We start from the raw sequence: 26496 nt of genomic DNA on the forward strand, positions 1-26496 counted from the left end.
CGAAACCGTGACGGGAGCCAGCACGCGAACGGTGGCCAGCGAGAGCATGAAGGACCGCAGCGCGGTACGGACCGACAACCGCCCCGACCCCGGCGGGCCTGCGCCGGAGCGCGGGCCGGTGCTCCGGGTCCTGCGGCTGGTGGCGACCCGCCTCCCGCTGACCACCGGGTACGTCCTGGTGCTGACGTTGGTGGCCTGCTGGCTGGCCGGTGAGAGCCACAGTGAGCGGGCCCGCTTCATCCGGCACAACAGCAGCAATGTGCACCACATGGAGGTCGGCAAGTGGTGGACGCTGTTCACCAGCGGCCTGGTGGTGGACGGGGTGCCCGCCTGGCTCGGCATCCTCGCGGTGGCCGCGGTGGTCGGGCTCGCCGAGTGGCGCTGGGGGGCGGCCCGAGCGGGCGCGGTCTTCGCCTTCGGACACCTGGGAGCCACCCTGCTCACCGAGGGCTCGATGTGGGTGATGCTCGCCACCGGGATCCCGGGCGCGCTCTCGCACGCCCGGGACGTGGGGATCAGCTACGGCCTGGTGGCCACGGCCGGCTGCCTGCTGGCCCTCGGCCCCGAGCGGGCGCGACGCTACGGGCTGCCCGCACTCGCGCTCGTCCTGGCCGCCACCTGGGCCTTCGACCAGGGTTTGGCGGACGCCGGGCATCTCATCGCCCTGGGCCTGGGCGTGCTCGCCTCCCGCTCCACACTCTTCCGCACGCCGGAGCCGACCAGAGCCGGCTAGGTGAGGCCGGTGACCCGCAGGGTGATGTTGAGGCGACCGGCGGCCAGCCCGGTGTCCGGGTCACCGGTACCGGGCAGAACCCGCGGGACGCCGTGGTAGGCGAAGCGGGACGGGCCACCGAAGACGAAGAGGTCGCCCGAGGCCAGTTCCAGATCGGTGTACGGCTTGTTGCGGTTGGTGGTGTTGCCGAAGCGGAACACGCAGCTGTCGCCGATGCTCAGTGAGACCACCGGCGCGGTCGACTTCTCGTCCTTGTCCTGGTGCATGCCCATCCGGGCCTGGTCGTCGTAGAAGTTGATCAGCGCGGTGTCCGGGGTGTAGCCGTCGCCGGCCGCCGGGTCCAGGTACGCGGCCACCAGGGCGCTCCGGCCCAGTTCGACCAGCCAGTCGGGGAACTCGGCGACCCGGGCGCCGTTCACGTCACCCGCGGTGCGGGTGTAGCGGTAGGGCTGCCAGTGCCAGCCGATGCACACCGTTCGCACCGACATCACGCCGCCGGCCGGCAACTCGGTGTGCCGGATCGGCACCGGCCCGGTGGCCCAGTCGCGGCAGGCCACCACCAGCTCGCGCTGCTGTTCCGGGGTCAGCCAGCCGGGAACGTGCACCGCGCCGGGCGCCAGCACCAGACGCGGCCGCGGGATGAGCGCGGACATCAGGACACCTCCGTCGCAGCAGTCACACCGACCAGCGTAGGTCGGACCGCGCCCCGCACCCCCTATATTGACCACACCTCGTCAGCTCATCAGGCATCAGTCGACGCGCTGCCCCGCAACGGGAGCGCACAGGGCGTCGACTCGGGCCGTGGACGGGGACGGTACAAATAGCGTGCATCCACCCCGTGAGAGAAGGCAGGAGGGTCAATGGCCCGCAGACCACGGCCGATCGATCCGACCGACGGTCCGTTGCAGGCGTTCGCGTACGACCTCCGGGCGGTGCGCGAGGAGGCCGGGAACCCGACCTACCGCGCACTGGCCGGGCTGGCCGGATTCAGCGCCACGACGCTGAGCGACGCGGCCGGCGGTGTGCGGCAGCCCAGCCTTGAGGTGACGCTCGCTTACGTCGGCGCGTGCGGCGGCGACGTGACGGGCTGGGAGGCGCGCTGGCGCGCGCTCGACCGCCGACTGGCGAGCGAGCGCGAGATACCGGCGGCCGCCGCCGGCCCGAGCGCGATGCCCTCCGCCGTCCCGACGGCGATACCCGCCCAGCCCGATCCGCAGCCACCGGCTCAGCCCCAGCCACCGGCTCAGCCCCAGCCACCGACGCAGCCCCAGCCGCAGCCGGCCGAGCAGCCGGTCAAGCCGGCCGCCGGGCAGCCCGCCGAGCCGTCGGCCGAGCAGCCCCAACCGCAGGAGTCCGGGCGCGGCGTCTTCCGGATCGAGTCGCCCGTGGGCTCCGACGAGGAGCAGCCCGCGAGCCGGTTCGGGCGCCGCCCCTGGGCCCCCTGGGCCGCGGTCGCCGCCGTGATCGTCCTGGTGATCGCCGGCCTGGTGGTCGCCCGGCTGCCGGGCCAGGCGCACCCGGCCCCGACCGCCGCGTCCTCCGCTCCCGCCGTCCCGTGTCCGGTGTCCACCCCGGTGCCCGGTGGCTTCCACGGCTCCACCTACACGATCAAGACCAACGTCCGCGCCGGAGCCAACCTGAACGCCACCGTGCTCCAGGAGGTGCCGATCAACTGCACCCTCTACTTCAGCGGCTACTGCCTCGGCGACGTCGCCGTCGACGCGTTCCAGGGCGACGCGGACATGCGCTGGCTGGAGCTGACCAGCGGCGGGGTGGTCTCCTCGGCCGTGATCCACGGCAACCCGCCCAGCAGCATGCAGCCGACCCCGTGCGCCGACAGCGTCCCGGCACCCACGGCCGTCTCGCTCGCGGTGAACCCCGGGCAGGACGGCGATCCCGACACGGTCAACCTGGTCGCGACCGGGCCGCACCTGTGGATCGCGGGCTTCGCCGCGTACTACTCGGCCAAGGGCGGCGGGACGGCGATCGCACCGCAGTGGCACCAGCTCGGCTTCAGCGACAAGCCCGTCCTGGCGGCGGAGTGGCGCTTCGGCCCGCTGCGCGGCGACCCCGCCAACCCGGGGCCGATCCCGGTGGTGGCGGTCGCCTGCCTGGCCGGCCAGGCGCCGGCCGACGTCGCCGCCGCCCTGCTGTTCCAACCGAACGCGCCGACCGCCGCGCAGCCGACGACGCTGAGCGCGGACGACCGGGTCAAGGCCGAGCAGGCCGCCTGCGGCTACTTCCGCCCCTGAGCGGCGGACCGGGAGGCCGTCACTCCAGGAATCCACCTGGTCACCCAGGGTCTCGCATTGTCCGAAGTTGATTGACCGATCCGCTCGAACCGTCCCGGACAACCTCCACCGGGATAGAACAGAAGCGCAGATCGGACCCCCTGTCAGAGGTTGTCCGATCGCTCAGAGCCTGTGTCTGAGTCCGGTTGATCGACAGAGAGGGGGAGGCGCGGATGGAGTTCGGCATGCTCGGCCCGCTGCTGGTCCAGGACGGCGCCGGGCCCCGGGTCGTCCCGGCCGCCAAGCAGCGCGTCCTGCTGGCGGCCCTGCTGGTGCGACCCGGACAGCTCGCGCCGGTGGAGCAGCTGGCGGAGATCGTCTGGGACGGCCGGCCGCCGCGCAGCGCGGCGGCCGCGCTGCGCAACTACGTCATGCGGCTGCGCCAGGCGCTCGGGGCGGCCGGAGAGCGGATCGAGACCCGGGCGGGCGGCTACCTGATCCGGGTCGAGCCCGGCGAGCTCGACGTCCAGCGCTTCACGTCGCTGCGCGAGCAGGGGGTCGCGGCGCTGCACCGGGGCGCGCTCACCCAGGCCGCCGCGCTGCTCGACGAGGCCCTCGGCCTCTGGCGCGGCGCCGCCCTGGTGGACGTTCCCTCGGACCTGCTGCACCGCGAGGAGGCGGACCGGCTGGCCGAGGAGCGGCTGCACGCCGTCGAATCGAAGTTGGAGGCCGAGCTGCGGCTGGGCCGTCCGTGCGTGGTGGCCGAGCTGCGCGCGCTGACGGCCGCGCACCCGGGACGCGAGCGGTTCTGGGCGCAGCTGATGACCGCGCTGTACCGCGACGGGCGCCAGTCGGAGGCGCTGGCGGTCTACCAGCAGGTGCGGCGGATCCTGGCCGAGGAGATCGGCGTCGAGCCCGGCTGCGAGCTGCGCGACATCCACCAGCGGATCCTGTGCGCCGATCCCGGCCTCGGCGATACCGATACCGATGCCTTTACCGACGCCGACGCTGCTGCCGCCGCCGAGCCCGCCCGCTTCGCGGCCGCACTGGTGACGCCGTTCCAGCTCCCGCCGGACCTGGCCGACTTCACCGGCCGCGCCGCCGAGCTGGCGACGCTGAGGGAGCGGCTGACGACACCGGCCCGGACGGTGCCATTCGTCGCGGTGCTCTCCGGACAGCCCGGGGTGGGCAAGAGCGCCCTGGCCGGGCACGTCGCCCACGCCGTGCGCGCCGGGTTCCCCGACGGCATTCTCTTCGCCGACCTGCACGGCACGGACCGCGTTCCGGCGCTCCCGTGCAGCGTGCTCGGCAGCTTCCTGCTCGCCCTCGGCGTCCCGATGGAGGCGCTGCCGGCCGGCCTCGACGCGCGCACCGCGCTCTACCGGTCGGTGCTGGCCGAGCGGCGGGTCCTTGTGGTCCTGGACGACGCGCGCGACAGCCGCCAGGTCCGTCCCCTGCTGCCCAACGACGCCGCGAGCGCCGCCCTGGTCACCAGTCGCGCCCGGCTCACGGACCTGGCCGGCGCGCACCCCGTCGAACTGGCGCTGCCGTCCGCGGCCGAGGCGGTCGAGCTGTTCGGCCGGATCCTGGGACCCGCACGCGTCGCGGCCGAACCCGCCGCGACCGCCGCGCTGACGGCCGCCTGCGGACGGCTGCCGCTGGCGCTGCGCATCTGCGCCGCCCGGCTGGGCGCCCGGACCTCCTGGGAGATCCGCCACCTGACGGAGCGGCTGACCGACGAGCACCGGCTCTTCGACGAGCTGCGGATCGGCAGTCTCGACGTCCGGGCCGGCTTCGCGCTCAGCCACGACGCACTGGACCCGGCGGCCGCCCGGGCCTTCCGGCTGCTCTCCCTGCCGGACGAGCCGGTGTTGGGCGTGGACGCCGCGGCCCGGCTGCTGGAGACCGGCCCGGGACGCTGCGAACAGCTGCTGGAAGACCTGGTCGACGCCCACCTGCTGACCTCCACGGCGCCCGGGCGCTATGGCTACGAGAGCCTGCTGCGCGCCTTCGCGCGCGAACAGAGCCTGCTCCGGGACAACGAGCAGGACCGCGCCCGGGCCCTGGGCCGGGCACTACCGGTCCGGCTCGCCCTGGTGCCCAGTCAGCGGACGGGTGGTTGGTCACCGCTTCTGGCTGCTCGTTGACCCACCCGCCGGAACGGTCCAGCTGCTGTCCCGGGCCGGGACGAGGGCTGCCGGTCCCACCACGAAGAACTGTCGCACCACTGCGCGCATCTTCCCACCTCGGCGATCCGCAGGTAAGGGCTTGTCCCGCGGCCGAATGCCGACCCCTGTACGGCAGTCGGGTCGCGGTCAAGATCCCGGAGTCTCCGACCGCTGCCGTCCTGGCGGTTCGTGCCCCGTGCGGGCGGCGGGTCGGTGACAGGGGCGGGACGGTCGTCCCGCTCGCTGTCTCCGCCATCGTGCCGGGTGCCCGTATCGCGGCCGTCTCGGCTCCGTAACGCGAGTTGTCGGGCGCGTCACCGTCACTTCACCGTGAGGGTGCCCTTCATGTACTGGTGGATGGTGCAGATGTACGGGTAGCTGCCCGCGGCGGCGGGGGCGGTGATCGTCGCGGTCTTTCCGGGGTCGATCGTGCCGGTGTCGAAGGCCTTGGCGCCGGTGGCGGTCAGCGTGTGCGCGGTGGAGTCCTCGTTGGTCACGGTGATCGTGGTGCCGGGCGCGACGGTGAGGTCGGCGGGGATGAAGGTGAAGTTCTTGATGCTGATCGCCGACCCGGCCGCGACCGACCCGGACGAGGACGCCGACGCGGACGCCGAGGCAGAAGCCGCAGCGGAGGGAGAGGAGGAGGAACTGGTGCTGCTGCTGGAGCTGGAGCAGCCCGCGAGACTCAGCAGCGCGAAGGCAGCGCCGGCCGCCAGGATGCTGCGCCGAGGGCTGCTCCGACGGGCGAGGGTGAGTGACATGGGCTGCGGCCTTTCGAGGATGGCCCTGGCGGGGCCGGAACCGGGAGGGGGGTCCGGTCCCGGCCCCGCCAGGGGGTGTGCGGGTGCGTCAGACGGTGAGCAGGCTCGGGCTGGCGGCCTTGTCGACGGGCAGGAAGTCGTCCGGGACGGGGTACTGGCCGAGCACGTAGTTGAGGATCGCGGCGTGCATCGCCTCGACCGGGGCGATGGTCGCCGCGGTCTGGATCCCGGCGGGGCTGGTGACGTTGTAGGTCGCGAAGAGGTACGTCTGCGCGGCCTGGTCCTCCAACGAGAGCGCAAGCTTGGCGACCGTGGCCACGTCGGTGGCCGCGCTCAGCGCCTGGAGCGTCTCCGCCTGGTTGGAGAGCGGCACGTCGTTGATCGCGGGCTTGCCGGCGCCGGTGAGGACCGCGTTCCAGGCCTTGGCGTGGTCGGCGTGCTGGGCCATCGCGGTGGTGACGAAGTTCGCCACCGCCGGCGGGACCGTGCCGAGCTTGCCGGCCGTGGCCGCGTCCAGCGTCGCCTTGTAGGCGCCCACCGCCTGGTTCTCCAGGGCGGTGGCCAGCGCGACGACCTGGAGGTCGCCGGTGTACTGGCCGGACGCGCCCGAGGACGGGGAACCGGAGGAGGAGGCCGAGGAGGACGGCGGCACCGACGAGTCGGACTTGCTGCCGCTGGAGCAGGCGGCCAGCACCAGAGCGGCGGTCGCACCGCCGGCGCCCAGCAGGAAGCGGCGGCGTCCGGCGTTGGCGGCCTCGCCGCTGCGCCGGGCCCGGATCTCCTCGGTGAGGTCCAGGGCGCTGGCTCGCATCGCGGGCAGCGTCTCCTGGTGGGCCTGCTGCATCTCCCGGGTGAGCGAGGAGAGTTCACGTTCGCTGATCGGCAGCTCCCAGCTGCCCCGGCGAGTGGTCACTGCACGGCCCCTTCGCTGATCGGCGACGCCATCTTGGTCGGGTAGAAGGAGTCGGGGAACCCGACGCTGCCGGCGGCCGCGGGCAGCTTCGCCGGGTCGACCGGAATGGTGATCAGATCAGCGGCGTTGCCCGCCAACAGGGCCTGCACGGCCAGCAGCACGGCCCGGTGCTGGGCCTCCACGGGGGCCACCGAGGCGAAGAGCTTGCGCAGGTCGCCGTTGCTGACCTGGCCGACGTTGGCGGTGTACGTCTGGGCGGCCACGTCCTCCAGCGTGATGGCCAGCTTGACCACGTCCGCCGGGGTCTTGATGGTCGGCAACGCCTGGTCGACAATCGCCTTGTACTTCGGGTCGGGGTTGTTCTGCGCCTTGCCGCCGGCCTGGACGGCCGCGGCGTTGAACGCCTGCGCGTGCGCCTGGTGCTGGGCGGTCGTCTTGCTGATGAACGCCACCACCGTCTTGTTGCCGTCCTGGATGAACGGCAGCCCGGCGGCGGTCTGGTAGACGCTCACCGCCAGGTTCTCGAGCGAGGCCGCGGTCTGCAGCGCCATGATGTCGTTCGCGACGGACATCCCCGACGCGGACGGTGACGGCGAGTCGGCCAGGGCGCGCGAGCTCCCGATCAGCGCCGCCATTCCCGCCATCCCGGCCAGTGCCCCGCCGCGCTGCCACCAGCGGGCCGGCACCGGCTGCGCGGACTGCGCGAAGTCGGTCAGCGCGCTGTGCGTGATCCGCACCGCGTCGCTGTTCAAATCCTCTGACTGCTCGGTCAGTTCTTCGAGCAATCGGGTGTCGATGCGCTCTCGGCCCATCGCTCCCCATCTCTTCCGGAGCCCGTCCTGTTACGGGCATGTCTGCGCAGCATTCGGCGCTCGACACCGGCCGGATGGCCCCAGCCACCCATTTGTCCCTCGGATTCACCCTCACGAGTGAAGGGATCGGTACTTGGCCGACAGCCTTCGAGGAATATGAGGTTAGGCTTACCTAAATTACTGGAGGTCGCGGCATGCATTCCCCGCACACCCGAGCATTCGAGCCGACCGACGCCGAACAGGTGCGCAGCATGCTGCACGCCGCGACTTCCCTGACGGTGACCACGAGCGCGGGGCGGCCCGAACTCTTCGGCTCGCAGCTGCTCACCTTCGGCCCCGGCCCCCGGCGCGGCCTCGACCACGGAGGGCGGCTCGGGGTGCGGCTCGGGGTGCGGCTCGGGGTCCCGGCCGGCAGCCGGCTCGCCGACGAGACGGCGGCCGCAGCGGACGGTGTGCTCGCCGCCCCCGCCTGCACACCCACCGGCGCTGAGCCGCCGGATCCGAGACGCTTGAGATGTCCCGGATCCGGCGCCGCGTCACTCCGCGCTGCCGCCGGAGCCCTTGTCGCTCCCAGTGCCGGCCGAGCCGGTCCCGGTCGCCGCGTCGGCGCCCTGGCGGCGGCGCAGGCCGAGGACGGCCCCGGTCGCCACGCCCAGGACGCCGACCACGATGCCGGCCACACCCAGCGCCCGGGCCGTCGAGTCGTCGGCGGCGGCGCTCTTGCCGGTCGCGGCGGGCGCGGCGCTCGGGGCGGCCGAAGCCGCGGAGGCGTCGCCGTCCGGCACGGCGGCGGTCAGCTTGAGGGTCGGCGCCGGGTGGTCCGGCTCCGGCTGACCGGGCTGGGTGGTGTCGATCCAGCGCACCACGGTGCCGTTGGAGTAGGTCTGCAGCGCCTTGAAGACCAACTGGTCGGTGCCGGTGGGCAGCTGACCGAAGTCCACGGTGAAGTCCTGGTAGTGGCCGGGGGCGATGCTCCCGCCGGTCCAGGTCACGTGCGAGACGACGTCGGTGATGGTGCCGTCGTCGGTCTTGATCGGGGTGGCCAGCTTGGTGGTCTCGATCTGGTCGGTCCAGCCCGGCACCGGCGCGAGCAGCGCGGAGGGGATCGGGTGGTCGGTCGGGAAGTAGAGCTCGACCTTGACCGTGCTGGCGCTGTCGTCCTCGTTCGGCACCCGGAACGCGAAGGACTGGTCCGAGGCGCCCTGCGGGGCGGCGGACGGCTGCACGGTGACGTGCGCCGAGGCCGGGCCGGCCACCAACAGGACGGTGGCGCAGGCCAGCGCGGAGAGCGCGGCGGCGCGGCGGGGCAGGCGGATCTTGGGGGACATCGGTGTCTCCATCGGAGCGGGGCACGCGTCGGCGGCTGCCGGACGGTGCCCGGTGGCAGGGGGCAAGGGGCCTCTGGACAGCGAGGCTCGCGGCACCAGGCCGTGTCAGACACGGCCTAGCAGACCGACCCTGCCGGCGGTCCGCGCCTGATCACCGAGTGCCGCAGCAGCAGCCGGGCGGGCAGCCGGTGCCGGTCGTCCTCCGCTCCCGCCGGAACCGTCCGGGCGGCGGGCGCGGCCAGGGCGCCCGGGCGGGCGGTGGCGAGCAGCAGCGCGTTACGCAGCGCCGCCGGGCAGGCCCGGGCGGCGGCGTCCGCCGCCCGGGCGCCGACCCGGACCAGGCGCCAGATCGCGGCCTCGCCGCGCCGCAGCCACCAGCCCGCCGCCAGCGCGGCCAGCAGGTGGGCGGCGACCATCTGCGGGCTCGTCCCGAGCAGCGCCGCATGCCACCAGAAGACGGCGGCGTGCGGAGCTGTCACCGCCAGGTGCGCGGCCGCACCGCCGGCCGGGGGCTCGGGCGACGCCGTCCCGGTCATCCCCGGCATCCCCGCCATGTCCGCCATCCCCGCCATGTCCCGCATGCCCGGGGTGCCGGACACGGCGGGCTGTGCGAGGTGGAAGAGCAGATGCAGCCCCGCCTGCGCGCCCGCGAGTCCGACGCAGAGCGCCCGCAGCGAGCGCTCCCGCCCGGCTGATCCGGCCGCCGCCGCACAGGTCAGCAGCCAGCCGAGCAGCAGCGCGGGCAGCGGCACCGCAGCGCCCGAGGCGAGGACGTGCCCGGCCGCCGCGAGCACGACGCACACGGTCGCGAACGGCACGGCCCGCAGCACGCGCAGGCCCAGCCCGGCGCGCGCCGGCAGCGGCGTCGACGACGACGCGGCTGTGGCGGGAGCAGCGGGGGCGGGAGCAGCGGGGGCGGAAACGGCGGCAGGCATGGCGGGGGCCATCCTGCCATCCGGGCCCTCGGCGCCGACCCGGGGTCGCCGAACTGTGACGGCGACCGCGCGGGCCCTTCAGATCACGATAAGGATTCGGCCAATCGACTTTTCGTGCCGAGCCCACACAGAATATGGACGGACGGTGAAGGATCGTGAGCGTGCGCCCGCGCATCCACCCGGCGCACGGGCCGCGATGCGAAGGTCCGTGCACGGCCTCGACACTAAGCGGAGTATCCGCCTCTACCAGGATGCCTGCGCCGTTCACGGGCGGGCACGACGGTCATCAGGTGGTGACGGAGTGAATCCGTCCGGATGCGGCGCGCAGTGAATCGAGGTCACCGCCGCCGTCTGCGGCCGGCCGGGCAGCGCCTCTGACATATTCGGCCAAAGCCCCGGCAAGCCCTGGCAGGGCCTGCCGGGCACGGGCATGCTGCTTCTCGCCGGACGGGATCCGGCGGCCCACCGTCGGCCAGGAGGCGGGCAGCCTCCGAACCGCGCCGGACTCCTTGGGCCGCCTGTGGCTCTCCGGCCACCACCCCCGCAGCACCCCACCCCACCCCCCGCCGCGGCCGGGCCATCACCCCCGCCTCCCCGTACTGCCGCCTGCCCGCACGCCACCGCCGCACTGCGGCACCAGCCACCCACTCACCCTGGAGGGGCACCCCGTGGACACCCGTTACGAGGCCTACTCGTTCGCCGATCCGCTCTTCTACGACTCCCCGGTGCGCTGGGGAGCCCATGAGGAGTTCGCGGCGCTCGGCGAGCCGTTGCCGGACGGGTGGGTGCAGCACGACCGCGGGACCTGGGTGGGTGTGCAGCCCCGGGGGCTGCGGCTGCCCGAACAGGGCTGGAAGATCCACGTGTCCGCGTGCCTGGACAACGCCGAGGAGGTGCTCGCCACCGTCCGGGCCTACTGTCTGGGCGACCGGCTGCCGTTCAAGTTCCTGCGGGGTCTGCCGCTGGTCCAACTGCAGAACGCCAAGTACGCCGCACGCGGCTCCAGCGGCAAGTTCTGCACCCTCTACCCGGTGGACGACGCCCAGTTGGAGCGATGTCTCAGCGTGCTGGGAGCCGAACTGGCCGGCCAGCCGGGACCCTACATCCTCAGCGACCTGCGCTGGGGGGCCGGCCCCTTGCACCTGCGGTACGGCGCCTTCGTGGAGCGCTGGCGCCGGTCGGAGACCGGCGAGGCCGAACTCGCCTTCGCCGATCCGGACGGCAACCTGATACCCGACGTACGGGCCGCCGTCTTCGAACTGCCGGACTGGGCACCGGTACCGGACTTCCTGCGGCCTACCCTGGACGAGCGGCGCACCGCACGCTCCGGGCAGCTGCCCTACCAGGTCGAACGGGCCCTGCACTTCTCCAACGCCGGGGGCATCTACCTGGCCAAGGACGCCGCGAACGACCGGCAGGTGGTGCTGAAGGAGGCCCGGCCGCACGCCGGGCTCGACCAGCGCGGCACCGACTCGGTGGCCCGGCTGCGGCACGAGGGCGAGATCCTCCAGGAGCTGGCGGGGGTCGACGCCGTCCCCGCCCTGATCGACCGGCTGACCGCCTGGGAACACCACTTCATGGTCCAGGAGTACGTCGAGGGCGACACCCTGAACAGCTGGCTGGTGGCCAACTACCCGCTGGTGCACCCGGACCAGGACGCCGAGGAGCTGGCCCGGTACACCGCCGAGGCACTGGCCCTGCTGGACCAGGTGGCATCCGGCCTGGCCGAGATCCACGCCCGCGGCGTGGTCTTCGGCGACCTGCACCCGCGCAACCTGATCCGCCGCCCGGACGGCCGGGTCGTCTTCATCGACTTCGAACTGTCCAGTATGGCAGCGCAGTTCGTCCGACCCGCGCTGGGTGCGGCGGGCTTCGCCGACCCGGGCCGCAGCGGCACCGAGCTGGACGAGTACGCCCTGGCGGCCATCAAGCTCTGGATGTTCCTGCCGATGCAGCAACTCCTGGCGCTCGACCCCGACAAGGTCGGCGAGTTGATCGACGCCGCTGCCGAACTGTTCCCGCTGCCAGCGGAGTTCGTCGACAGCATCCGGCGGCAGCTGGAGCGGCCGACGCCCTCGACCCGACCCGGACCGCGCTCCGGCGCGGCACCCCGGACCCGCATCTCGCCCGCCGAGCGAGCGGAGTTGACGTCCCTGCTGACGGCTCCCGAGCCCGACTGGCCGGCCCTGCGCGACTCACTCACCGCCGGCATCCTGGCCGCCGCCACCCCCGAACGCACCGACCGGCTCTTCCCCGGTGACGTGGCCCAGTTCGGCGTGGACGCGCTCGGACTGGCGTACGGCGCGGCCGGTGTGCTGTACGCGCTGCACGTCACCGGCCATGAGGTGGACGAGGAGCACGTGCGCTGGCTGCTGCACGCCGAGCGGCGGCGCGATCCCCGCCCCGGGCTCTACACCGGCACCCACGGCGTCGCCTACACCCTGGACCTGCTCGGCCACCCCGCACCGGCCCTGGACCTGCTCACCCGGTTGCTGGAACTCCCGCTGGAGGAACAGGGACTGGACCTCGCGGGCGGGCTGCCCGGCACGGTGCTCACCCTGCTGCACTTCGCCGGTCGCACCGGTGACGCGGAGCTGCTGGACCAGGCTCTGGCCGCCGCCCAGCTGCTCGGCGAGCGGCAGGACAAGCGGGACCCGGCGCCGGGCGATCCGGTGGGGCTGCTGCGCGGCGCCGCCGGCCAGGCACTGGCCTTCCTCCGGCTCTACGAACACACCGGCCAGGAATGGCTGTTGGAGCGCACCGAACTGTCCCTCGGCCGCGATCTGGAACGCTGCGTGACGACGCCCGACGGCAGCCTCCAGGTGCACGACGGCACGCGGGTACTGCCCTACCTGGAGTCGGGCAGCACGGGCATCGGCAGCGTCCTGCACGACTACCTGGCGCACCGCCCCGACTCGCCGTTCGCGCCGAGCCTGCCGGCCATCCGCCTGGCCGCCGAGCCGGAGTTCGTCGTCCTGCCCAACCTCTTCAACGGGCGGGCCGGGCTGATCGACCACCTGTGCAGGCTGCGCCGCGGCCCGGACGGCGATCGGATCACCGCGCTGATCGACCGCCATCGTCGGCTGCTGGCCTGGCACATGGTTCCCTACGAAGGCCATCTGGCCTTCCCCGGTGAGCAGTTGCTCCGACTGTCGACCGACCTGGCGACCGGCTCCGCGGGCGTGCTGCTCGCGCTGGGCACCGCCCTGGCCGACACCCCGGGCCTGCCGCTGACCGCGCCCCCGGGCGCCCCTGACCTTCCCGACCCGCTCGCGGCCACCGGCTCGCGGCACCCCACAGACCCCCGGCGACCGCCGGGTGCACCATCCACCCGAACAGAAGGAGAACGATCATGGAGATCCTCGAGCTGCAGGGCCTGGAGCTTCCGCAGGACGAGAACCACGACAACGCCAGCACCCTGAGCGTCCTGAACTGTGGCAACAGCACGGTCAGCACGCTGATCTGCCTGTGACGCATCCGCTCACAGCCAGGTGAGACGGCGGCGGGGATACCCACTCCCGCCGGCGCCGGCCCGGGAGACCCAGCGGCCTCCCGGGCCGGCCCCTTTCCGCGTCCGGCACCCGTGACCAGCCCCCTGGGAGGAGCTGAACCGATGGACACTCCTCCCGCCCGCGCCGCGCGGTCGGCGGACCGGCTGCTGCTGGAGGGCCTGCGGGCGAGCGCACCGCGCGCGGCCGTCCTGCTCGTCGCCCTGCTCGTCGACGCGGTCGCGATCCTGCTGCTGCCCGCGGCACTGGCCCGGGCGGTGGACGCCGTCCTCGCCGGCCGGCCGGACAGCGCGGCCGTACCGTTTCTCGTACTGCTGGCCGTGACCGTGCTGGCCGAGACGGTCTCCCAGTTCGCCGACCCGTGGTGCACGGCCGGGTCGACCGCCTCGCTCAGCCGCCGACTGGCCCGCCACACGCTGGCCCTCGGCGTCCCCGGCAGCCGGTGGTTCAACGCCGGCGACCTGACCGGCCGCCTGATCAGCAGCGCCCCGGAATCCGGCGCCGCCCCCTCCGCCGTCATCCAGGCGACCTCCGGACTGCTGGTGTCCATCGGCGGGCTGGTGGCCCTGGCCCTGATCGACCCCTGGCTCGCGGTGGTCCTGCTGCTGGGCGTGCCGGTCGGAACCGCGGCCGTGCGGCACTTCGTCCGGCGCGTCTCGCGCAGCGCCGGGGACTACCAACTCGCCCAAGCCGCCCTGCTGGCCAAGCTGCTGGACGCGATGGGCGGCATCCGCACGATCCACGCCGCCGGCACCCACCCGCTCGAAGTGGAGCGGGTGCTGACCCCGCTGACCGACCTGGACCGGGCCGGGCGGGCGATCTGGCAGAGCCAGCGCCAGGTGCAGTGGCGCACCTCGCTGCTGCTGCCCGCGCTGCAGATCACCGTCATCACGGTGGCCGGCTACGGGGTCGGCTCGGGCCGCACCACCCCCGGCCAACTGCTGGCCGCCGTCGGGTACACCGGCCTCGCGCTCGGCTTCCTCGGCAGCGCGGGCAGTCTGCTGGGCCTGGGCCGCGCCCGGGCGGGGGCCGCCCGGATCGCCGAGGTCCTGGCGGCGCCCGCGCTGCTCCCCGGCAGCCGTCCGCTGCCGGCCGGCCCCGGTGAGCTGGTGCTGCGCGAGGTCACCGTCGTCCAGGACGGCCGGACCCTGCTGGACCGGGTCTCGCTGACCGTGCCCGCCGGACGCACCCTCGCCCTGGTCGGCCGCTCCGGCTCCGGCAAGTCCACCCTGGCTGCCCTCGCCGGGCGGCTCACCGACCCGGACAGCGGTCAACTGCTGCTGGATGGCGTCCCGTTGACCGAGCTGCGAGCCGAGGAGCTGCGGCCCGCCGTCGCCTACGCCTTCGCCCGCCCGGCCCTGCTGGGCGCCACCGTCGAAGACGCGCTGCGCTGGACCGACGAGCCGCGCCCGAGCGCCGAGCAGGCCCGAGCGGCCGCCCGCAGCGCGGAGGCGGACGGCTTCATCCGACGGCTGCCCGGCGGTTACGACTGCGCCCTGACCGCCGCGCCGATGTCCGGCGGCGAGGCGCAGCGCCTGGGCATCGCCCGCGCGATCGCGCACGGCGGACGGCTGGTCGTGCTGGACGACGCCACCTCCAGCCTGGACACCGCCACCGAGAACCGGGTGGACGAGGCGCTGGAACGCGCGCTGGCCGGCTGCACCCGGCTGGTGGTGGCACACCGCCCGGGCACCGCCGCCCGGGCCGACCTGGTCGCCTGGCTGGACGGCGGGAGCGTCCGGGCGCTGGCCCCGCACGCGGCGCTCTGGCAGGACCCGCACTACCGGGCCCTGTTCGCCCCGATGCCCACCGGGAGCGAGTCCTGAACGCCCCCGGCTGGCGGCTGCTGGCGGGCGAACTGCGCCGCCACCGCAGGCCGCTGGCCGTGATGACAGCCTGGACCGGGGCCGAGGCGCTGCCCGCCGCGCTCTCCGGCCGGCTGATCGCCCAGGCGCTCGACGCCGGATTCCTGTCCGGCCACCCGCTGCGCGGCCTGGCCTGGCTGCTGGCCTTCGGCGCGGTGACCGTCGTCGGAGCCGTCGCCTCCCGCCAGGTCTACCCCCAACTGGCCGACGTGGTAGAGCCATTGCGCGACGCACTGACCCGCAGGGTGGTCGATGCCACGCTGCGCCGGTCGGCTCTCGACCCTGCCCCGCCGGACACCGCCGCACTCTCCCGGCTCACCCGGCAGATCGAGACGGTGCGCGACAGCGTGGCCGGACAGCTGCTGATCGTCCGTCAGTTCGCGGTCACCGCGGTCTTCGTGCTGATCGGCGCCGCCTCGCTGGGCACCGCGCTGCTGCCGCTGATCGGGATCCCGCTCGCCGTGGCGCTGCTGGTCTTCACCCTGACCCTGCCGCCGCTCGCCCGCCGCCAACGCGCCCTGCTGCGCGCCGAGGAGGACTTCGCCCGGCTGGCCGCCGACACCTTCGGCGCGCTGCGCGACGTGGTCGCCTGCGGCGCGGTGCGGCGCAGCGACGCGGCGCTGGAGGCGGCGATCGAGGTGCAGCACCGCGCCCGGACCCGGCTGGCCGCGCTCGGCACCGTGCGCCGGCTGGCCGTCGCGCTCGGCGTCCACCTGCCGGTGGCGCTGATCCTGCTCGACGCGCCGCACCTGGTCCGCGGCGGGCTGAGCGCGGGCGACGTGGTCGGCGCGCTCAGCTACCTGACGGTCAGCCTGGAGCCCGCGCTGCGCACGCTCGTGCAGGGGCTGGGGGCCTCCGGCCTGCGGCTGACCGTCGCGCTGGACCGCCTCGCCGAGGCGTCGGCACCGCCCCCGACCCCGGCCGCGCCTCCCGCCGGGACCGCCGGAACCGGCGAGCCGGTCGGGAGCGCCGAGCCGGCCGGGTCGGGCCTGACGCTGGAGCGGGTCTCGTTCGCCTACCACCCGCAGGCCGAACCCGTCCTGGCCGACCTCAGCCTGAGCGTCGCCGACGGCGAGCACCTGGCGGTGGTGGGACCGAGCGGCATCGGCAAGTCCACCCTGGCCAACCTGCTGGCCGGCCTCACCTCCCCGGGCGCCGGGACGATCCGGCTCGGCGGCGCGCCGCTGGCCGCGCTGCCCGCCGAGCGGCTGCACGCCGCCCGCGTCCTGATCCCGCAGGAGGCCTACGTCTTCGCGGGAACGCTGCGCGCCAACCTCGGCTATCTGCGCCCGGACGCGGGCTCCGCCGCGCTGGAGCGCACCGCCGACCTGCTCGGGCTGGACGGGCTGCTGCGGCGGCTCGGCGGCCTGGACGCCGAGATCGACGGCGGCCGGCTGTCGGCGGGCGAGCGCCAGCTCGTCGCGCTGGCCCGCGCCTACCTCTCCCGCGCCGGGCTGGTCGTGCTCGACGAGGCCACCTGCCATCTGGACCCGGCCGCCGAGGCCCGGGTCGAGGAGGCCTTCCACCGGCGGCCCGGCACCCTGGTCGTGATCGCCCACCGGATCAGCTCGGCCCAGCGCGCCGACCGCGTACTGCTGATGGACACCCCCGCCCCCGTCCTCGGCACCCATCACGAACTGCTCGCGCACTCCGCCGGATACCGGCGCCTGGTGGGCCACTGGTCGACTCCGCCGGGCCTCCCCCCACAGGCTCTGCCGACCGGCCCGCGCGGCGCGGTCGGCTAGAGTTCGAGGGTTCAAGCCCCCACCTCGCCCAGGAGACCGCTCCCGTTGTCCGAGAACCGCGACCACGCCCAGCCCGCCGCCACCGGGGACCGCGCCGGCCTGCGGGCCGACTGCGAGAACTGCTTCGCGCTGTGCTGCGTCGCACCGGCCTTCTCCGCCTCGGTGGACTTCGCGATCGACAAGAGCGCCGGACAGGCCTGCCCCAATCTGCGCACCGACTTCCGCTGCGGCATCCACACCGAGCTGCGCCCCCGGGGATTCCGCGGCTGCACCGTCTACGACTGCTTCGGCGCCGGCCAGCGGGTCTCGCAGGAGACCTTCGGCGGACGGGACTGGCGGCAGAACCCCGGCAGCGCACGGCAGATGTTCTCGGTGTTCCCGATCGTGCGGGACCTGCACGAGCTGCTCCGGTACCTGACCGAGGCCCGGTCACTGCCGGCCGCCCGCCCGTTGCACGCCGAGCTCGGCCGAGCGCTGGAGCAGACCGAACGGCTGGCCCAGGGCACCCCCGAGGAGCTGGCCGAGCTGGATGTGGCGGCCCACCGGCGCGAGGTCAACACGCTGCTGCTGCGCGCCGGCGAACTCGCCCGGGCGGGCGTGAAGGGGAAGAAGAAGGACCACCGCGGGGCCGACCTGATGGGCGCCCGGCTCAGGGGCGCCGACCTGCGCGGCGCCAGCCTGCGCGGGGCCTACCTGATCGAGGCGGACCTGCGCGGCGCCGACCTGCGGCTGGCCGACCTGACCGGGGCCGACCTGCGCGGCGCCGACCTCTCCGGGGCGGACCTGACCGACGCCCTGTTCCTCGTCCAGTCCCAGCTCGACGCGGCCAGGGGCGACGGCGCCACCAAGCTGCCGCCCGCCCTGACCCGCCCCGGGCACTGGGACCAGGCCTAGAGGCCGTGTCTGACAATTCCCGCCGGGCCCGCGACGCGAATTGTCAGACACGCCCTGGACCGACCGGTCTTAGGAGCTCGGGTCGTCCGTCCCGCCGAGCTGGCCGCTGAGGTCGGGGACGGTGGCCTTGACCGCGTCGGAGACCGAGCTCAGCGGGTCGCTGTAGTTGGGGTAGGCGTTCGCCGGGACGCTCACCTCCACGTAGGCCAGCCGCAGCGTGACGGTGAAGCGGTAGCCGCCGTGGCCGTCCTTCTCCAGCAGCCACTGGACGTCGTTGACGTTCGGGCCGGTCGACTCCTGGTTCTTGACGTCCCGCAGCGCCTTGGGCCGCGGCACCCCGCAGCGCAGTACGGTCCGCGGCGCGCTGTTCCAGACGGCGACGTACGGCGACGGGTCGGGGGTGGTCCGCTGGTGCCCCTCGATGGCGCCCGGCAGGGCCTTCTCCAGTGCCTGGCAGTAGCCGGCCACCGCGCCGGTCGGGGCCGTGGCGGTCAGCGGCGGCTGCCAGGTGCCCCAGCTCTGGAACAGCAGGGCGGAGCACGCCAGCAGCCCGAGCGGCAGCGACAGCCACCGGACCGGAGCGGGCAGCGCGGCTAGGGCGCGGATCGGACGCTGGAATCGGGCCACCGGCCCATGGTATGGGCCCGCTTTCGCGGCCGGACGCGCACCCTCCCCGGCGGGACGGACCCGGGCGGACGCCAAGGTCCGTCCCGCCACCCCCTGGCGTCCGCGCGGTGGCCGCCAGACGATAGGCCCATGGGCAATCGGCGGGTGACCGCCCGGGACCCGGCGTCGGCACCGGGCCCCGGCTCGCTGCGGCACGACCTGGCCGGTCCGCTGCGCCCGCTGCTGGTCGGCCAGTGCCTGGGCCAGGGTGCGGACGGACTGGCCCAGATCGCCTTCGCCCAGTTCGCCCTCTTCGACGTCGGACACGGCGCCACGCCTGGACGGATCGCGGCGGTGCTGGCGGTGACGCTGCTGCCGTTCAGCATCGTGGGTCCGGTGGCCGGCGTGCTGATCGACCGCTTCGACCGGCGCCGGACCCTGATCGTGATGTCCCTGGTCCGCGCGCTGCTGGTGGTGGCCGGCGCCGCCGTCGTGCAGGCCGGCTCCGCCCCGGCCGCGTACGTGACCGTGGTGCTGCTGCTCTCCTCCTCCCGGCTGGTGCTCACCGCCAAGGGAGCGGTGCTGCCGCGGACCGTGCCCCGCGCGCGGCTGGTCCCGGCGAACGCGGCGTCCGCGATCGCCGGGATGAGCGCGGCCTTCGTCGGGGCGGTGGGCGGCTCGCAGCTGGTCGGCCACTCGGCGGTGGCCGGCTTCCTGCTCGCCGGGCTGCTCTACGGCGGCTCGGCCGCGACCTTCAGCACCGTGCCATCGCTCGGGCCCGCACCGCCGCCCGCGCTGGAGCACGGCGACGCGTTGCTGCCCCGGCTGCGCCGCGCCCTCGCCGACCTGGCCGACGGCGCCCGTACGGTGCTCCACACCCCCGAGATCCGGCGGCCGATGGTCAGCGTCGCCGCGCACCGGCTGCTGCTGGGCGCGGGGTTCGTGGTGCTGATCCTGGTCGCGGACGGCGAGTACCGGTTGCGCGCCTCCGGGTACGGGATCGCGCTGGCGGTCACCGGCATCGCGTCCTTCGCCGGCAGCATGGCGGCCGCCCCGCTCGCCGCGCGCTTCGGGGCCCGCTCGCTCGTCCCGGCCGCCTTCCCGCCGGCGGCCGCCGCCGCGTACGTGGGCGGGCTCGCGCCGACGCTCGGCGTGCTGATCGCCTGCGTCGGGGTGGTCAGCTTCGCCTTCGCGGTCCTCAAGGTCGCCTCCGACGCGCTGATCGGCGGGGCCACGCCGGACGCCGTGCGCGGCCGGGTCTTCGCGATCTACGACATGCTCTACAACGTCGCCTTCGCGCTCGCCGGACTCGCGATGGTCCCGTGGTGGCAGCTGGGGCGCGAACGCGCGCTGCTCTGGTGGGTGGCCGGTGCGTTCGCGGTCGGCTGGGCGGGGGTCGCCGCGTCCGGTCGGGGCGTACGACGGGACGTACAGCGGGGTATACGGCTGCGCGGGGCGGGAACGGTGTGGCGGCCCGGCCTGCCGCGTCGGGCGTTCTGGCCGCGTCGGCCGCTCTGGCCCCGGTGGCGCGGGCGGGTGACGGCGCTGCCGGCCGGAGCACTGCTGGTGCTGGTCTTCCCCGCGCCGTCCTGGTGGTGGCTGGCCTGGGTGGTGCTGGTGCCGCTGCTGCTGGTGGTGCGGGCCGCGCCGACCCGGCGCGAGGCGATGGTGCGGGCCTGGTGGGGTGCGGCGGCGTTCGTGATGGCCACCCAGTACTGGCTGCTGCCCGACATCGGCCCCGCGATCGTCCTGATGGGCGCGCTGCTCGGCGCGCTGTGGCTGCCGTGGGGCTGGGCCGTGCACCGCCTGCTCGGTGCCCCCGTCACCGGACGGCGGGCCTGCGCCGCGCTGTTGGTGGTACCCGGCGCGTGGACCTGTGCGGAGGCGGTCCGCTCCTGGCAGAGCCTCGGCGGACCGTGGGCACTGCTCGGCGCCAGCCAGTGGCGCGAGCCCGCGATGCTCGCCTCGGCCTCGCTCGGCGGGGTCTGGCTGACCGGGTTCCTGGTGATGGCCGCCAACACCGCGCTGGTCGTGGCGTTCGTGCTGCCCGGGCCGGGAACGGCCTGGCGGCAGGGGTGGCACGGGTGGCACGGGTGGCACTGGCGGGAGTGGGGGCAGTCGCGGGAGTGGCGGCCGTGGCGGCTGCGTGGGACGGCGCTGCTGGTGGCGGCCGCGTGCGCGGCGACCGGACCGGTCTGGGCCGCGTTGCGCACCGATCCGCCGGTGCAGCGCACCGTCGGGATCGCCGTGGTCCAGCCCGGAGTCCTCGCCTCCCCCGCCGCCCGCGAGGCCGCCGAGGAGAGTGCCACCGCCCAACTGGCCCCCGGCGCGGCGCTGGTGGTGTGGGGCGAGAGCAGCGTCGGCGCGGACCTGAGCGGCGACCCGGCCCTGCTGAACCGGCTCCAGGCGCTCGCCACGACGGCCGGCGCCGACCTGCTGGTCAACGTGGACGCCCCCGCCACCGGGGGCGGGGGCTGGTACAAGCAGTCCGTGCTGATCGCCCCGACGGGGGTGGCCGGCAGCTACGAGAAGACCAGGCTGGTCCCGTTCGGCGAGTACATCCCGCTGCGCCCGCTGCTCGGCTGGACCGCCCACCTCAGCAAGGCCGCCCAGACCAACCGCCGGCGGGGCGACGGCATCGTGGTGCTGCACACCCGGTCACTCACCTTCGCCCCGCTGATCTGCTTCGAGTCGGCCTTTCCCGACATGGCCAGGAACGAGGTCGCCAAGGGCGCCCAGCTGATCGTCTACCAGACCAGCACCTCTAGTTTCCAAGGCAGTTGGGCGCAGCCGCAGCACGCCTCGCTGGCCGCGGTGCGTGCCGCGGAGACCGGCCGCCCGGTGGTCCAGTCCGGACTCACCGGCGTCAGCGCCGCATTCGACGCCCAGGGACGCCAACTCGCCTGGTATCCGCCCTCGTTCACTGGATCCTTCACCGTCCAGGTCCCGCTGGTCTCCGGCACGACCCCCTACGACCGGGCCGGTGACTGGGTGTTGGCCCTCGCCTTCAGCACCCTGGCGGGCGCGGTCACGGGCGCCACCCTGCGACCGTGACCACGCCGATCACGGGCCGTCAGACGACGATCCGGTCCAGGTCGGGCGCGGACTTGCCGGAACTGGCCGAGAACGCGACCGTGTTGGCGCTTCCGGCGGCCAGCTGGACCGTCACGGTGACCGTGCCGACCACGCCGTAGCTGCTCGGGTCCGTCTCGGGGAAGGCGACGGTCTGCGCGGCGCCGTTGACCGTCACGGTCGCCTGCTTCGCCTTGCCCACGCTGAGGTAGGAGACGCTCAACCGGTACGCCCCGGCGGCGGGCTCGGAGATCCCGCCGAAGGTCACCGTGCCACCGCTGCCGCCGCCCACCGCACTGACCTTCTTCCCACCCGAACAGGCCGAGCAGCCGGTCGCGTTGGCGCCGCCGGCCAGCGCGGCCGCCTCAGCCTCGTAGCTCCGGCCGCCCGGCGAGGGCGGGGTCACACTGCCCGTGAGCGAGGACTGCACGGCGCCCGCGAGGATCGCGCTGCCGGTCATGTCGAGCGCGGGTTCGCTGCTCTGCCAGGACCGCACGTCGTCGACGTACTCACTGCCGTGGCCGGTGAAGGCCGTGAACGAGTCCTGCTCGCACTTCTTCATGCCGCCCTGCAGACTGCCCAGTCCGCCAGTGAAGTTGCTGGTGCCGTTGGGCCCGTTGACCACCGCTCCGGTGTCGACGGGCGCGGCGCCGTTGAGCGAGCCGGACAGGTTCGGGATCTGCGAGCCCATGCAGGTCGGGAAGGTCGTCCCGGCGCCCACCATGAAGCTCGTCCCCCAGGCGTTGCCGCCGAGCAGCCAGTTGCGCTGCTGCGAGGCGAAGGCGGCGAACTGGGCGTCGCCGCTGGCCCGTTGGTAGAGCGCCTCGGTGGAGATGAAGCCAAAGGTGTGCGAATCCACGTCGAAGTCGGCGTAGTTGCCGCCCGCACGGAAGATGTCCGAGGCCGAGACCTTGGCGGCCGAGGCGACCTGCGCCTTGAGGTCGGCGACCAGGGCGGCGCTGCCGATCGCCAGCCCGGACGGGTTGCCCGCCTGCGCGAGGGCGCTGACCAGGTCGGCGTGCGCGAGGGCGCTGACGTCGTAGAGGTTGAGCGTGTCCTTGCCGGAGTCGCTCGCGATGTAGTCCGCGGCCCAGGTCGCAGCCTGGGTGAGGTAGGGGGTGTAGGTGGCGGCGGGGTTGCCGAGCGCCTGCTGGGCGAGGGCGATCTCGGTGGCGCCCAGCTCCATCGCGTCGTGCCAGATGCTCTCCGGGTAGTACGCGTTGGGCGCCGCGGACTCCAGGGTGCCTGACGGGCTGGTGTTCGCCATCGCGTAGAGCGAGGTGGCGTCGGCCAGTTCGGTGGCGGCGCCGGCCGGGTCGGTGGCGGCCTCGGCCTGCGCGGCGAGCGCGAAGGAGGCGGCCACCCGGCCCACCAGGTCGGGGTCGATCTTCGCCCCCGGCGCCGCGGCCTCGAAGACCGGCCGGTGCGCGGCGGCGTACCGGTCGGCGCTCGCGGTGTCGGAGTCGTCGGCCTGCGGCAGCCGCCACAGGTCGTGGTCGCCGTAGAAGCTGCCACTGGCGTTGCCGCTGCCGATCCCGACCTGGAGGTAGAGCGTCTTGGTGGACGGGTTCCACATCTTGTTCAGCCAGTCGCTGCCGTACCGGGCCTCGGCGGAGAGGGCGGCGGGGGCGGCGCTGCCGAGCGCGCGGGCGGAGGCGTAGAGCAGGTCGTCGGCGTAGGAGGTGGTGAAGGTGAACTTGAGGTAGTCGCCGGCGTCGAACCACCCGCCGGTGACGTCCACCGGCCCGCCGATCTTCGTCAGCGAGGAGCCGTTGATGACGTCGCCGTTGCCACCGGACTGGAAGCTCGGCGTCTGGTAGACGCTCGCGGCGGCGTCGTTGAGGTGCGCGGGCTTGCGGTTCAGCGGACCCGCGACGAGGTTCGAGCCGTCGCGCTGGTTCTGGTAGAAGTTCACCCCGTCGGAGACGAGGGTGCCGTAGAGCGCGGCGGCGCTCTCGACCTGGAAGGTGGCCGAGGTGGCGCCGACCGGCCCGCTGGCGACGAGCTGGTAGCTGCCGGCGGCGGTGACGCCCGAGAAGTCGATCGGGTAGACGTCCGGGTACGCCGAGTTCCAGGATCCGCGGCTGGCGCCGCCCACCGTCCCGCTCGCGACCGTGCTACCCGCCGCGTTCACCACCTTGTAGGTCTCCCCCGAGAGCGCCCCGGAGGCCATCAGGTAGCCGATCTTGCTCTCACCCGTCGCGTATCCGACCTGGTCGGTGCGGAGTTGGCCGGTCGTCGCGGCGTGGGCCGGCGCCGCCGCGTACGGCAGCATCGCCAGCACGAGGCCGCCGCCGACGGCGAGCGCCGCCGGGGCTATGGAGCGGTGGAGGTGTCGTCGGTCCATGCAGGGCTCCTCGGGGCAGGCGGGCCGGTAGGCAGGGAACTGGCAGGGAACTGTTAGTTAACTTTCCTTACTTGACCCCGGACGGTACTGACGACACTCTCGACCGTCAAGAGACTCCGCACGACGGACAACCAGGGGTGAGTGGTGCCGACGACCGCTCCGCGCTACGACGCGGTGCTCTGCGACCTCGACGGGGTGCTGCGGCACTGGCCCGCCATGGACGACCTCGAACGCGGCCACGGGCTCGAGGTCGGCACGGTCCTGGCGGCGGCCTTCGCGCCCGGCCGGCTGGAACCGGCGATCACCGGCGCGGTCACCGACGAGCAGTGGCGGGCCGCCGTGGTCGCGGACCTCACGGCGACCTGCGGCTCCGCCGAGCGCGCCCGCGCCGCCGTCGCGTCCTGGTCGGCGATGCTGCCGCGGATCGACCAGGGGGTACTGGCCCTGCTCACCGCCGCCCGCCGGACCACCACCCTGGGACTGCTCTCCAACGCCACCACCCGACTTGAGCGGGACCTCGACCGGCAAGGCCTCGGCGACCTGGCGGACGTCGTGGTGAACACCGCCCGTATCGGCGTCGCGAAGCCCGATCCGCAGGTCTACCGGATCGCCGCCGACCGGGTCGGCGCGGCCGTGGAGCGCTGCCTGTTCATCGACGACAGCCTCACCAACGTCCTCGCGGCGCGCGCGGTGGGGATGGCCGCGATCCACTTCCGCGACATCGCGGACCTGCGCGGAGAGCTCTGAGCGGCGGCACGGCCCGGTTCACCGGCCCGGCCCAGCCGGCCACCGCGCAGCACCACGATGCCACCCTCGCAGGCCGGCCGGACCCCGGCGACGGCCTGGGCAGCGGTCGCGGCCGACGCCGGGCCGGCGCAAGCTGGCGACGGCGATCCCTGCCCCGGTGCATCCCGGGGAATTTCTTTCCTCCAGAACTAATCTGCCAGGGATTACATCGCCGTACGAATATGTCGAAGTCCGATGTAATCTCAGCATGTGAACAGACGCAGCACCCCCGGCGGCGCCGCAACGGCCCCACGCCCGCACCCCGCGACGGCGGTCGCGCCCCGCCTGCGCACACTGCTGACCACCGAGCGCCCGCGTCCCGACCTGGTCCGGGAGCACCCGCTGGCCTGGCGGCTGGCGGTGGCCACTGTCTGCTTCGGCGCCTTCATGGGCCAACTGGACGCCAGCATCGTCACCCTGACCTACCGCCCGCTGCGCACCGAGTTCCACTCCACGCCGGCCGGCGTGGAGTGGGTCTCGCTGGCCTACCTGCTGACCCTGGTCGCCTTCCTGGTCCCGGTCGGCCGGCTCTCCGACGTGCACGGCCGCAAACTGATGTACCTCTACGGCTTCGCCGTCTTCACCGCGGCCTCCGCCGCCTGCGGCCTGGCGCCCGGCCTCACGCTGCTCGTCGTCTTCCGGGTGGTCCAGGCCGTCGGCGCGGCGCTCATGCAGGCCAACAGCGTGGCGCTGGTCACCACCAGTGCGCCGCCGGGCCGGATGCGTGCGGCGCTCGGTATCCAGGCGGCCGGGCAGGCCGTCGGGCTCGCGCTCGGCCCGACCATCGGCGGTGCGCTGGTGGCCACCCTCGGCTGGCGTTGGGTCTTCGGGGTGAACGTGCCGATCGGCGTCGTCGCCCTGGTCGCCGGACACTACCTGCTGCCCCGCACCCGCGACTGCGTGCGCTCGACCCGGATCGACACGATCGGCGTAGCGCTGCTCGCCGCGACCACCACCTTCGCGCTGCTCGCACTGTCGGTCGCCTCCGGGCTCGGCCTGCCCGGCTGGACCGCGGGCGCGCTGGCCGTCCTCTCCGTCGGCGCCGGCTGGGCCTTCGCCCGGCGCCAGAGCCGCAGTGCGAACCCGCTGGTCGACCTGCGGCTGCTGCGCACCGGCCGGATCGGCCCCGGGCTGGTGGCCGGGCTCTGCGGCTACCTGGTGCTGTTCGGCCCGCTCGTCCTGGTCCCGGCCGCGCTGACCCGGCACGGCAGCTCGGCACTGGCTGTCGGTCTGGTCCTGACCGCGCTCCCGGTCGGCTTCGCCGTCGCCGCGACCTCCGCCGAGCGCCTGTTGCCGCGCGGCTGGGACGACACCCGTCGCTGCCGGGCCGGCGCGGCGGGCTGCGTGGCGGCGCTGGTGCTGCTCGCGCTGCTGCCGCAGCAGGCCGCCGTGCTGCCCTGGCCGCTCGCCTTGCTGGGGCTGGCACTGGGCACCTTCGTGCCGGCCAACAACGCCCTGGTGATGAAGGCCATCCCCACCGCCTCGGCAGGGACCGGCGGCGGCATGGTGAACATGACCCGGGGCCTGGGCACCGCGATCGGCGTCGCGGCCGTGACACTCGCGCTGCACCTGGTGCCCGGCGACGCGGGCGCGCGGACCGCCGTCCTGACGCTGCTGGCCTTCGCCGTGCTGGCGCTGGCGACGACGCTCCCGATCCGCAGTCACCGGCCCGGCCGGGTGAGCCAGCCGCAGCGCTGAGCCCATCGACCGGGATTTCACGCAGAGTTTGCGATGCGCTACGCTCCGCGATGACGCGCGTGGCGGTACGCGCACGGAGGACCGGGAGCAGGT

General features: G+C 74.2%; 18 protein-coding genes and 1 pseudogene. 11 read left to right on the forward strand and 8 right to left on the reverse strand.

All coding sequences use genetic code 11. The features are described 5' to 3' along the window. Positions 1 to 7 precede the first annotated feature (7 nt). Positions 8 to 733 carry a rhomboid-like protein gene (locus BS80_RS13400; RefSeq protein ID WP_157536236.1) on the forward strand — a complete coding sequence of 242 codons (726 nt, stop codon included), beginning with the start codon at positions 8 to 10 and terminating at the stop codon, positions 731 to 733. On the opposite strand, the gene BS80_RS13405 is transcribed toward BS80_RS13400, so the two are convergent. Then, complete coding sequence (locus tag BS80_RS13405; protein WP_198045509.1) at positions 730 to 1386, reverse strand: alpha-ketoglutarate-dependent dioxygenase AlkB family protein; 657 nt, start codon at positions 1384 to 1386, stop codon at positions 730 to 732. The genes BS80_RS13400 and BS80_RS13405 overlap by 4 nt on opposite strands. A gap of 207 nt (positions 1387 to 1593) precedes the next feature. Here BS80_RS13405 and BS80_RS42745 point away from each other — a divergent pair, with 207 nt between their 5' ends. Together BS80_RS42745 and BS80_RS13420 are read left to right on the forward strand one after the other, a co-directional pair. After that, the gene (locus BS80_RS42745; protein ID WP_051966543.1) at positions 1594 to 2985 is read left to right on the forward strand and encodes a helix-turn-helix domain-containing protein; all 1392 of its coding nucleotides are present in this window, start codon (positions 1594 to 1596) and stop codon (positions 2983 to 2985) included. A gap of 212 nt (positions 2986 to 3197) precedes the next feature. Then, positions 3198 to 5111 (forward strand): AfsR/SARP family transcriptional regulator, encoded by a 1914-nt coding sequence (locus BS80_RS13420; protein WP_051966544.1) that lies wholly within the window; start codon positions 3198 to 3200, stop codon positions 5109 to 5111. 341 nt (positions 5112 to 5452) lie between these two features. Here the strand turns inward: BS80_RS13420 and BS80_RS39350 are convergent, their stop codons facing one another. The 5 genes from BS80_RS39350 to BS80_RS13445 form a co-directional block, all read right to left on the reverse strand. Further along, positions 5453 to 5893 carry a cupredoxin domain-containing protein gene (locus tag BS80_RS39350; RefSeq protein WP_083974593.1) on the reverse strand — a complete coding sequence of 147 codons (441 nt, stop codon included), beginning with the start codon at positions 5891 to 5893 and terminating at the stop codon, positions 5453 to 5455. 88 nt (positions 5894 to 5981) lie between these two features. Next, a complete protein-coding gene (locus tag BS80_RS13430; protein ID WP_232246451.1) occupies positions 5982 to 6806 on the reverse strand; it encodes a ferritin-like domain-containing protein in 825 nt (274 codons plus the stop codon). Next, on the reverse strand, positions 6803 to 7618 hold the full coding sequence (locus BS80_RS13435; RefSeq protein WP_035796745.1) for a ferritin-like domain-containing protein: 816 nt from the start codon (positions 7616 to 7618) through the stop codon (positions 6803 to 6805). Before BS80_RS13435 ends, BS80_RS13430 begins: the two co-directional genes overlap by 4 nt. 536 nt (positions 7619 to 8154) lie before the next feature. Further along, positions 8155 to 8946 (reverse strand): YcnI family copper-binding membrane protein, encoded by a 792-nt coding sequence (locus tag BS80_RS13440; protein ID WP_035796748.1) that lies wholly within the window; start codon positions 8944 to 8946, stop codon positions 8155 to 8157. 116 nt (positions 8947 to 9062) lie between these two features. Then, entirely contained in the window at positions 9063 to 9881 is an 819-nt protein-coding gene (locus tag BS80_RS13445; protein ID WP_232246452.1) for a hypothetical protein, read from the reverse strand. 668 nt (positions 9882 to 10549) lie between these two features. On the opposite strand from BS80_RS13445, the gene lanKC reads away from it, so the two are divergent. The 5 genes and pseudogenes from lanKC (at position 10550) to BS80_RS13465 (ending at position 17894) form a co-directional block, all read left to right on the forward strand. Beyond that, positions 10550 to 13303 carry a class III lanthionine synthetase LanKC gene (gene lanKC / locus BS80_RS13450; protein ID WP_063771954.1) on the forward strand — a complete coding sequence of 918 codons (2754 nt, stop codon included), beginning with the start codon at positions 10550 to 10552 and terminating at the stop codon, positions 13301 to 13303. Then, positions 13288 to 13353: pseudogene (locus BS80_RS43825) on the forward strand (SapB/AmfS family lanthipeptide); the annotation flags it as partial. The gene lanKC and the pseudogene BS80_RS43825, both read left to right, overlap by 16 nt. A gap of 141 nt (positions 13354 to 13494) precedes the next feature. After that, positions 13495 to 15216, forward strand: a complete 1722-nt coding sequence (locus BS80_RS13455; RefSeq protein WP_083974595.1) for an ABC transporter ATP-binding protein — start codon at positions 13495 to 13497, stop codon at positions 15214 to 15216. 62 nt (positions 15217 to 15278) lie between these two features. Then, positions 15279 to 17000 (forward strand): ATP-binding cassette domain-containing protein, encoded by a 1722-nt coding sequence (locus BS80_RS13460; protein ID WP_083974597.1) that lies wholly within the window; start codon positions 15279 to 15281, stop codon positions 16998 to 17000. Between the two features lie 45 nt (positions 17001 to 17045). Continuing rightward, the gene (locus tag BS80_RS13465; RefSeq protein ID WP_035796751.1) at positions 17046 to 17894 is read left to right on the forward strand and encodes a pentapeptide repeat-containing protein; all 849 of its coding nucleotides are present in this window, start codon (positions 17046 to 17048) and stop codon (positions 17892 to 17894) included. A gap of 69 nt (positions 17895 to 17963) precedes the next feature. Here the strand turns inward: BS80_RS13465 and BS80_RS41845 are convergent, their stop codons facing one another. Next, positions 17964 to 18521 carry a DUF3515 family protein gene (locus BS80_RS41845; RefSeq protein ID WP_051966546.1) on the reverse strand — a complete coding sequence of 186 codons (558 nt, stop codon included), beginning with the start codon at positions 18519 to 18521 and terminating at the stop codon, positions 17964 to 17966. 129 nt (positions 18522 to 18650) lie between these two features. Between BS80_RS41845 and lnt the strand changes: the two genes are divergently transcribed. Beyond that, positions 18651 to 21554, forward strand: a complete 2904-nt coding sequence (gene lnt, locus BS80_RS40775) for an apolipoprotein N-acyltransferase (protein ID WP_198045510.1) — start codon at positions 18651 to 18653, stop codon at positions 21552 to 21554. A 19-nt stretch (positions 21555 to 21573) separates the two neighbouring features. Here the strand turns inward: lnt and BS80_RS13480 are convergent, their stop codons facing one another. After that, complete coding sequence (locus BS80_RS13480; protein ID WP_063771956.1) at positions 21574 to 23919, reverse strand: glycoside hydrolase family 9 protein; 2346 nt, start codon at positions 23917 to 23919, stop codon at positions 21574 to 21576. A 144-nt stretch (positions 23920 to 24063) separates the two neighbouring features. Here BS80_RS13480 and BS80_RS13485 point away from each other — a divergent pair, with 144 nt between their 5' ends. Next, complete coding sequence (locus tag BS80_RS13485; RefSeq protein WP_035797514.1) at positions 24064 to 24666, forward strand: HAD-IA family hydrolase; 603 nt, start codon at positions 24064 to 24066, stop codon at positions 24664 to 24666. 249 nt (positions 24667 to 24915) lie between these two features. Beyond that, positions 24916 to 26403, forward strand: a complete 1488-nt coding sequence (locus BS80_RS13490; protein ID WP_456298577.1) for an MFS transporter — start codon at positions 24916 to 24918, stop codon at positions 26401 to 26403. Positions 26404 to 26496: the final 93 nt, after the last annotated feature.

This window comes from Kitasatospora mediocidica KCTC 9733 (assembly GCF_000744225.1).
GTDB classification, from domain to species: Bacteria; Actinomycetota; Actinomycetes; order Streptomycetales; family Streptomycetaceae; genus Kitasatospora; species Kitasatospora mediocidica.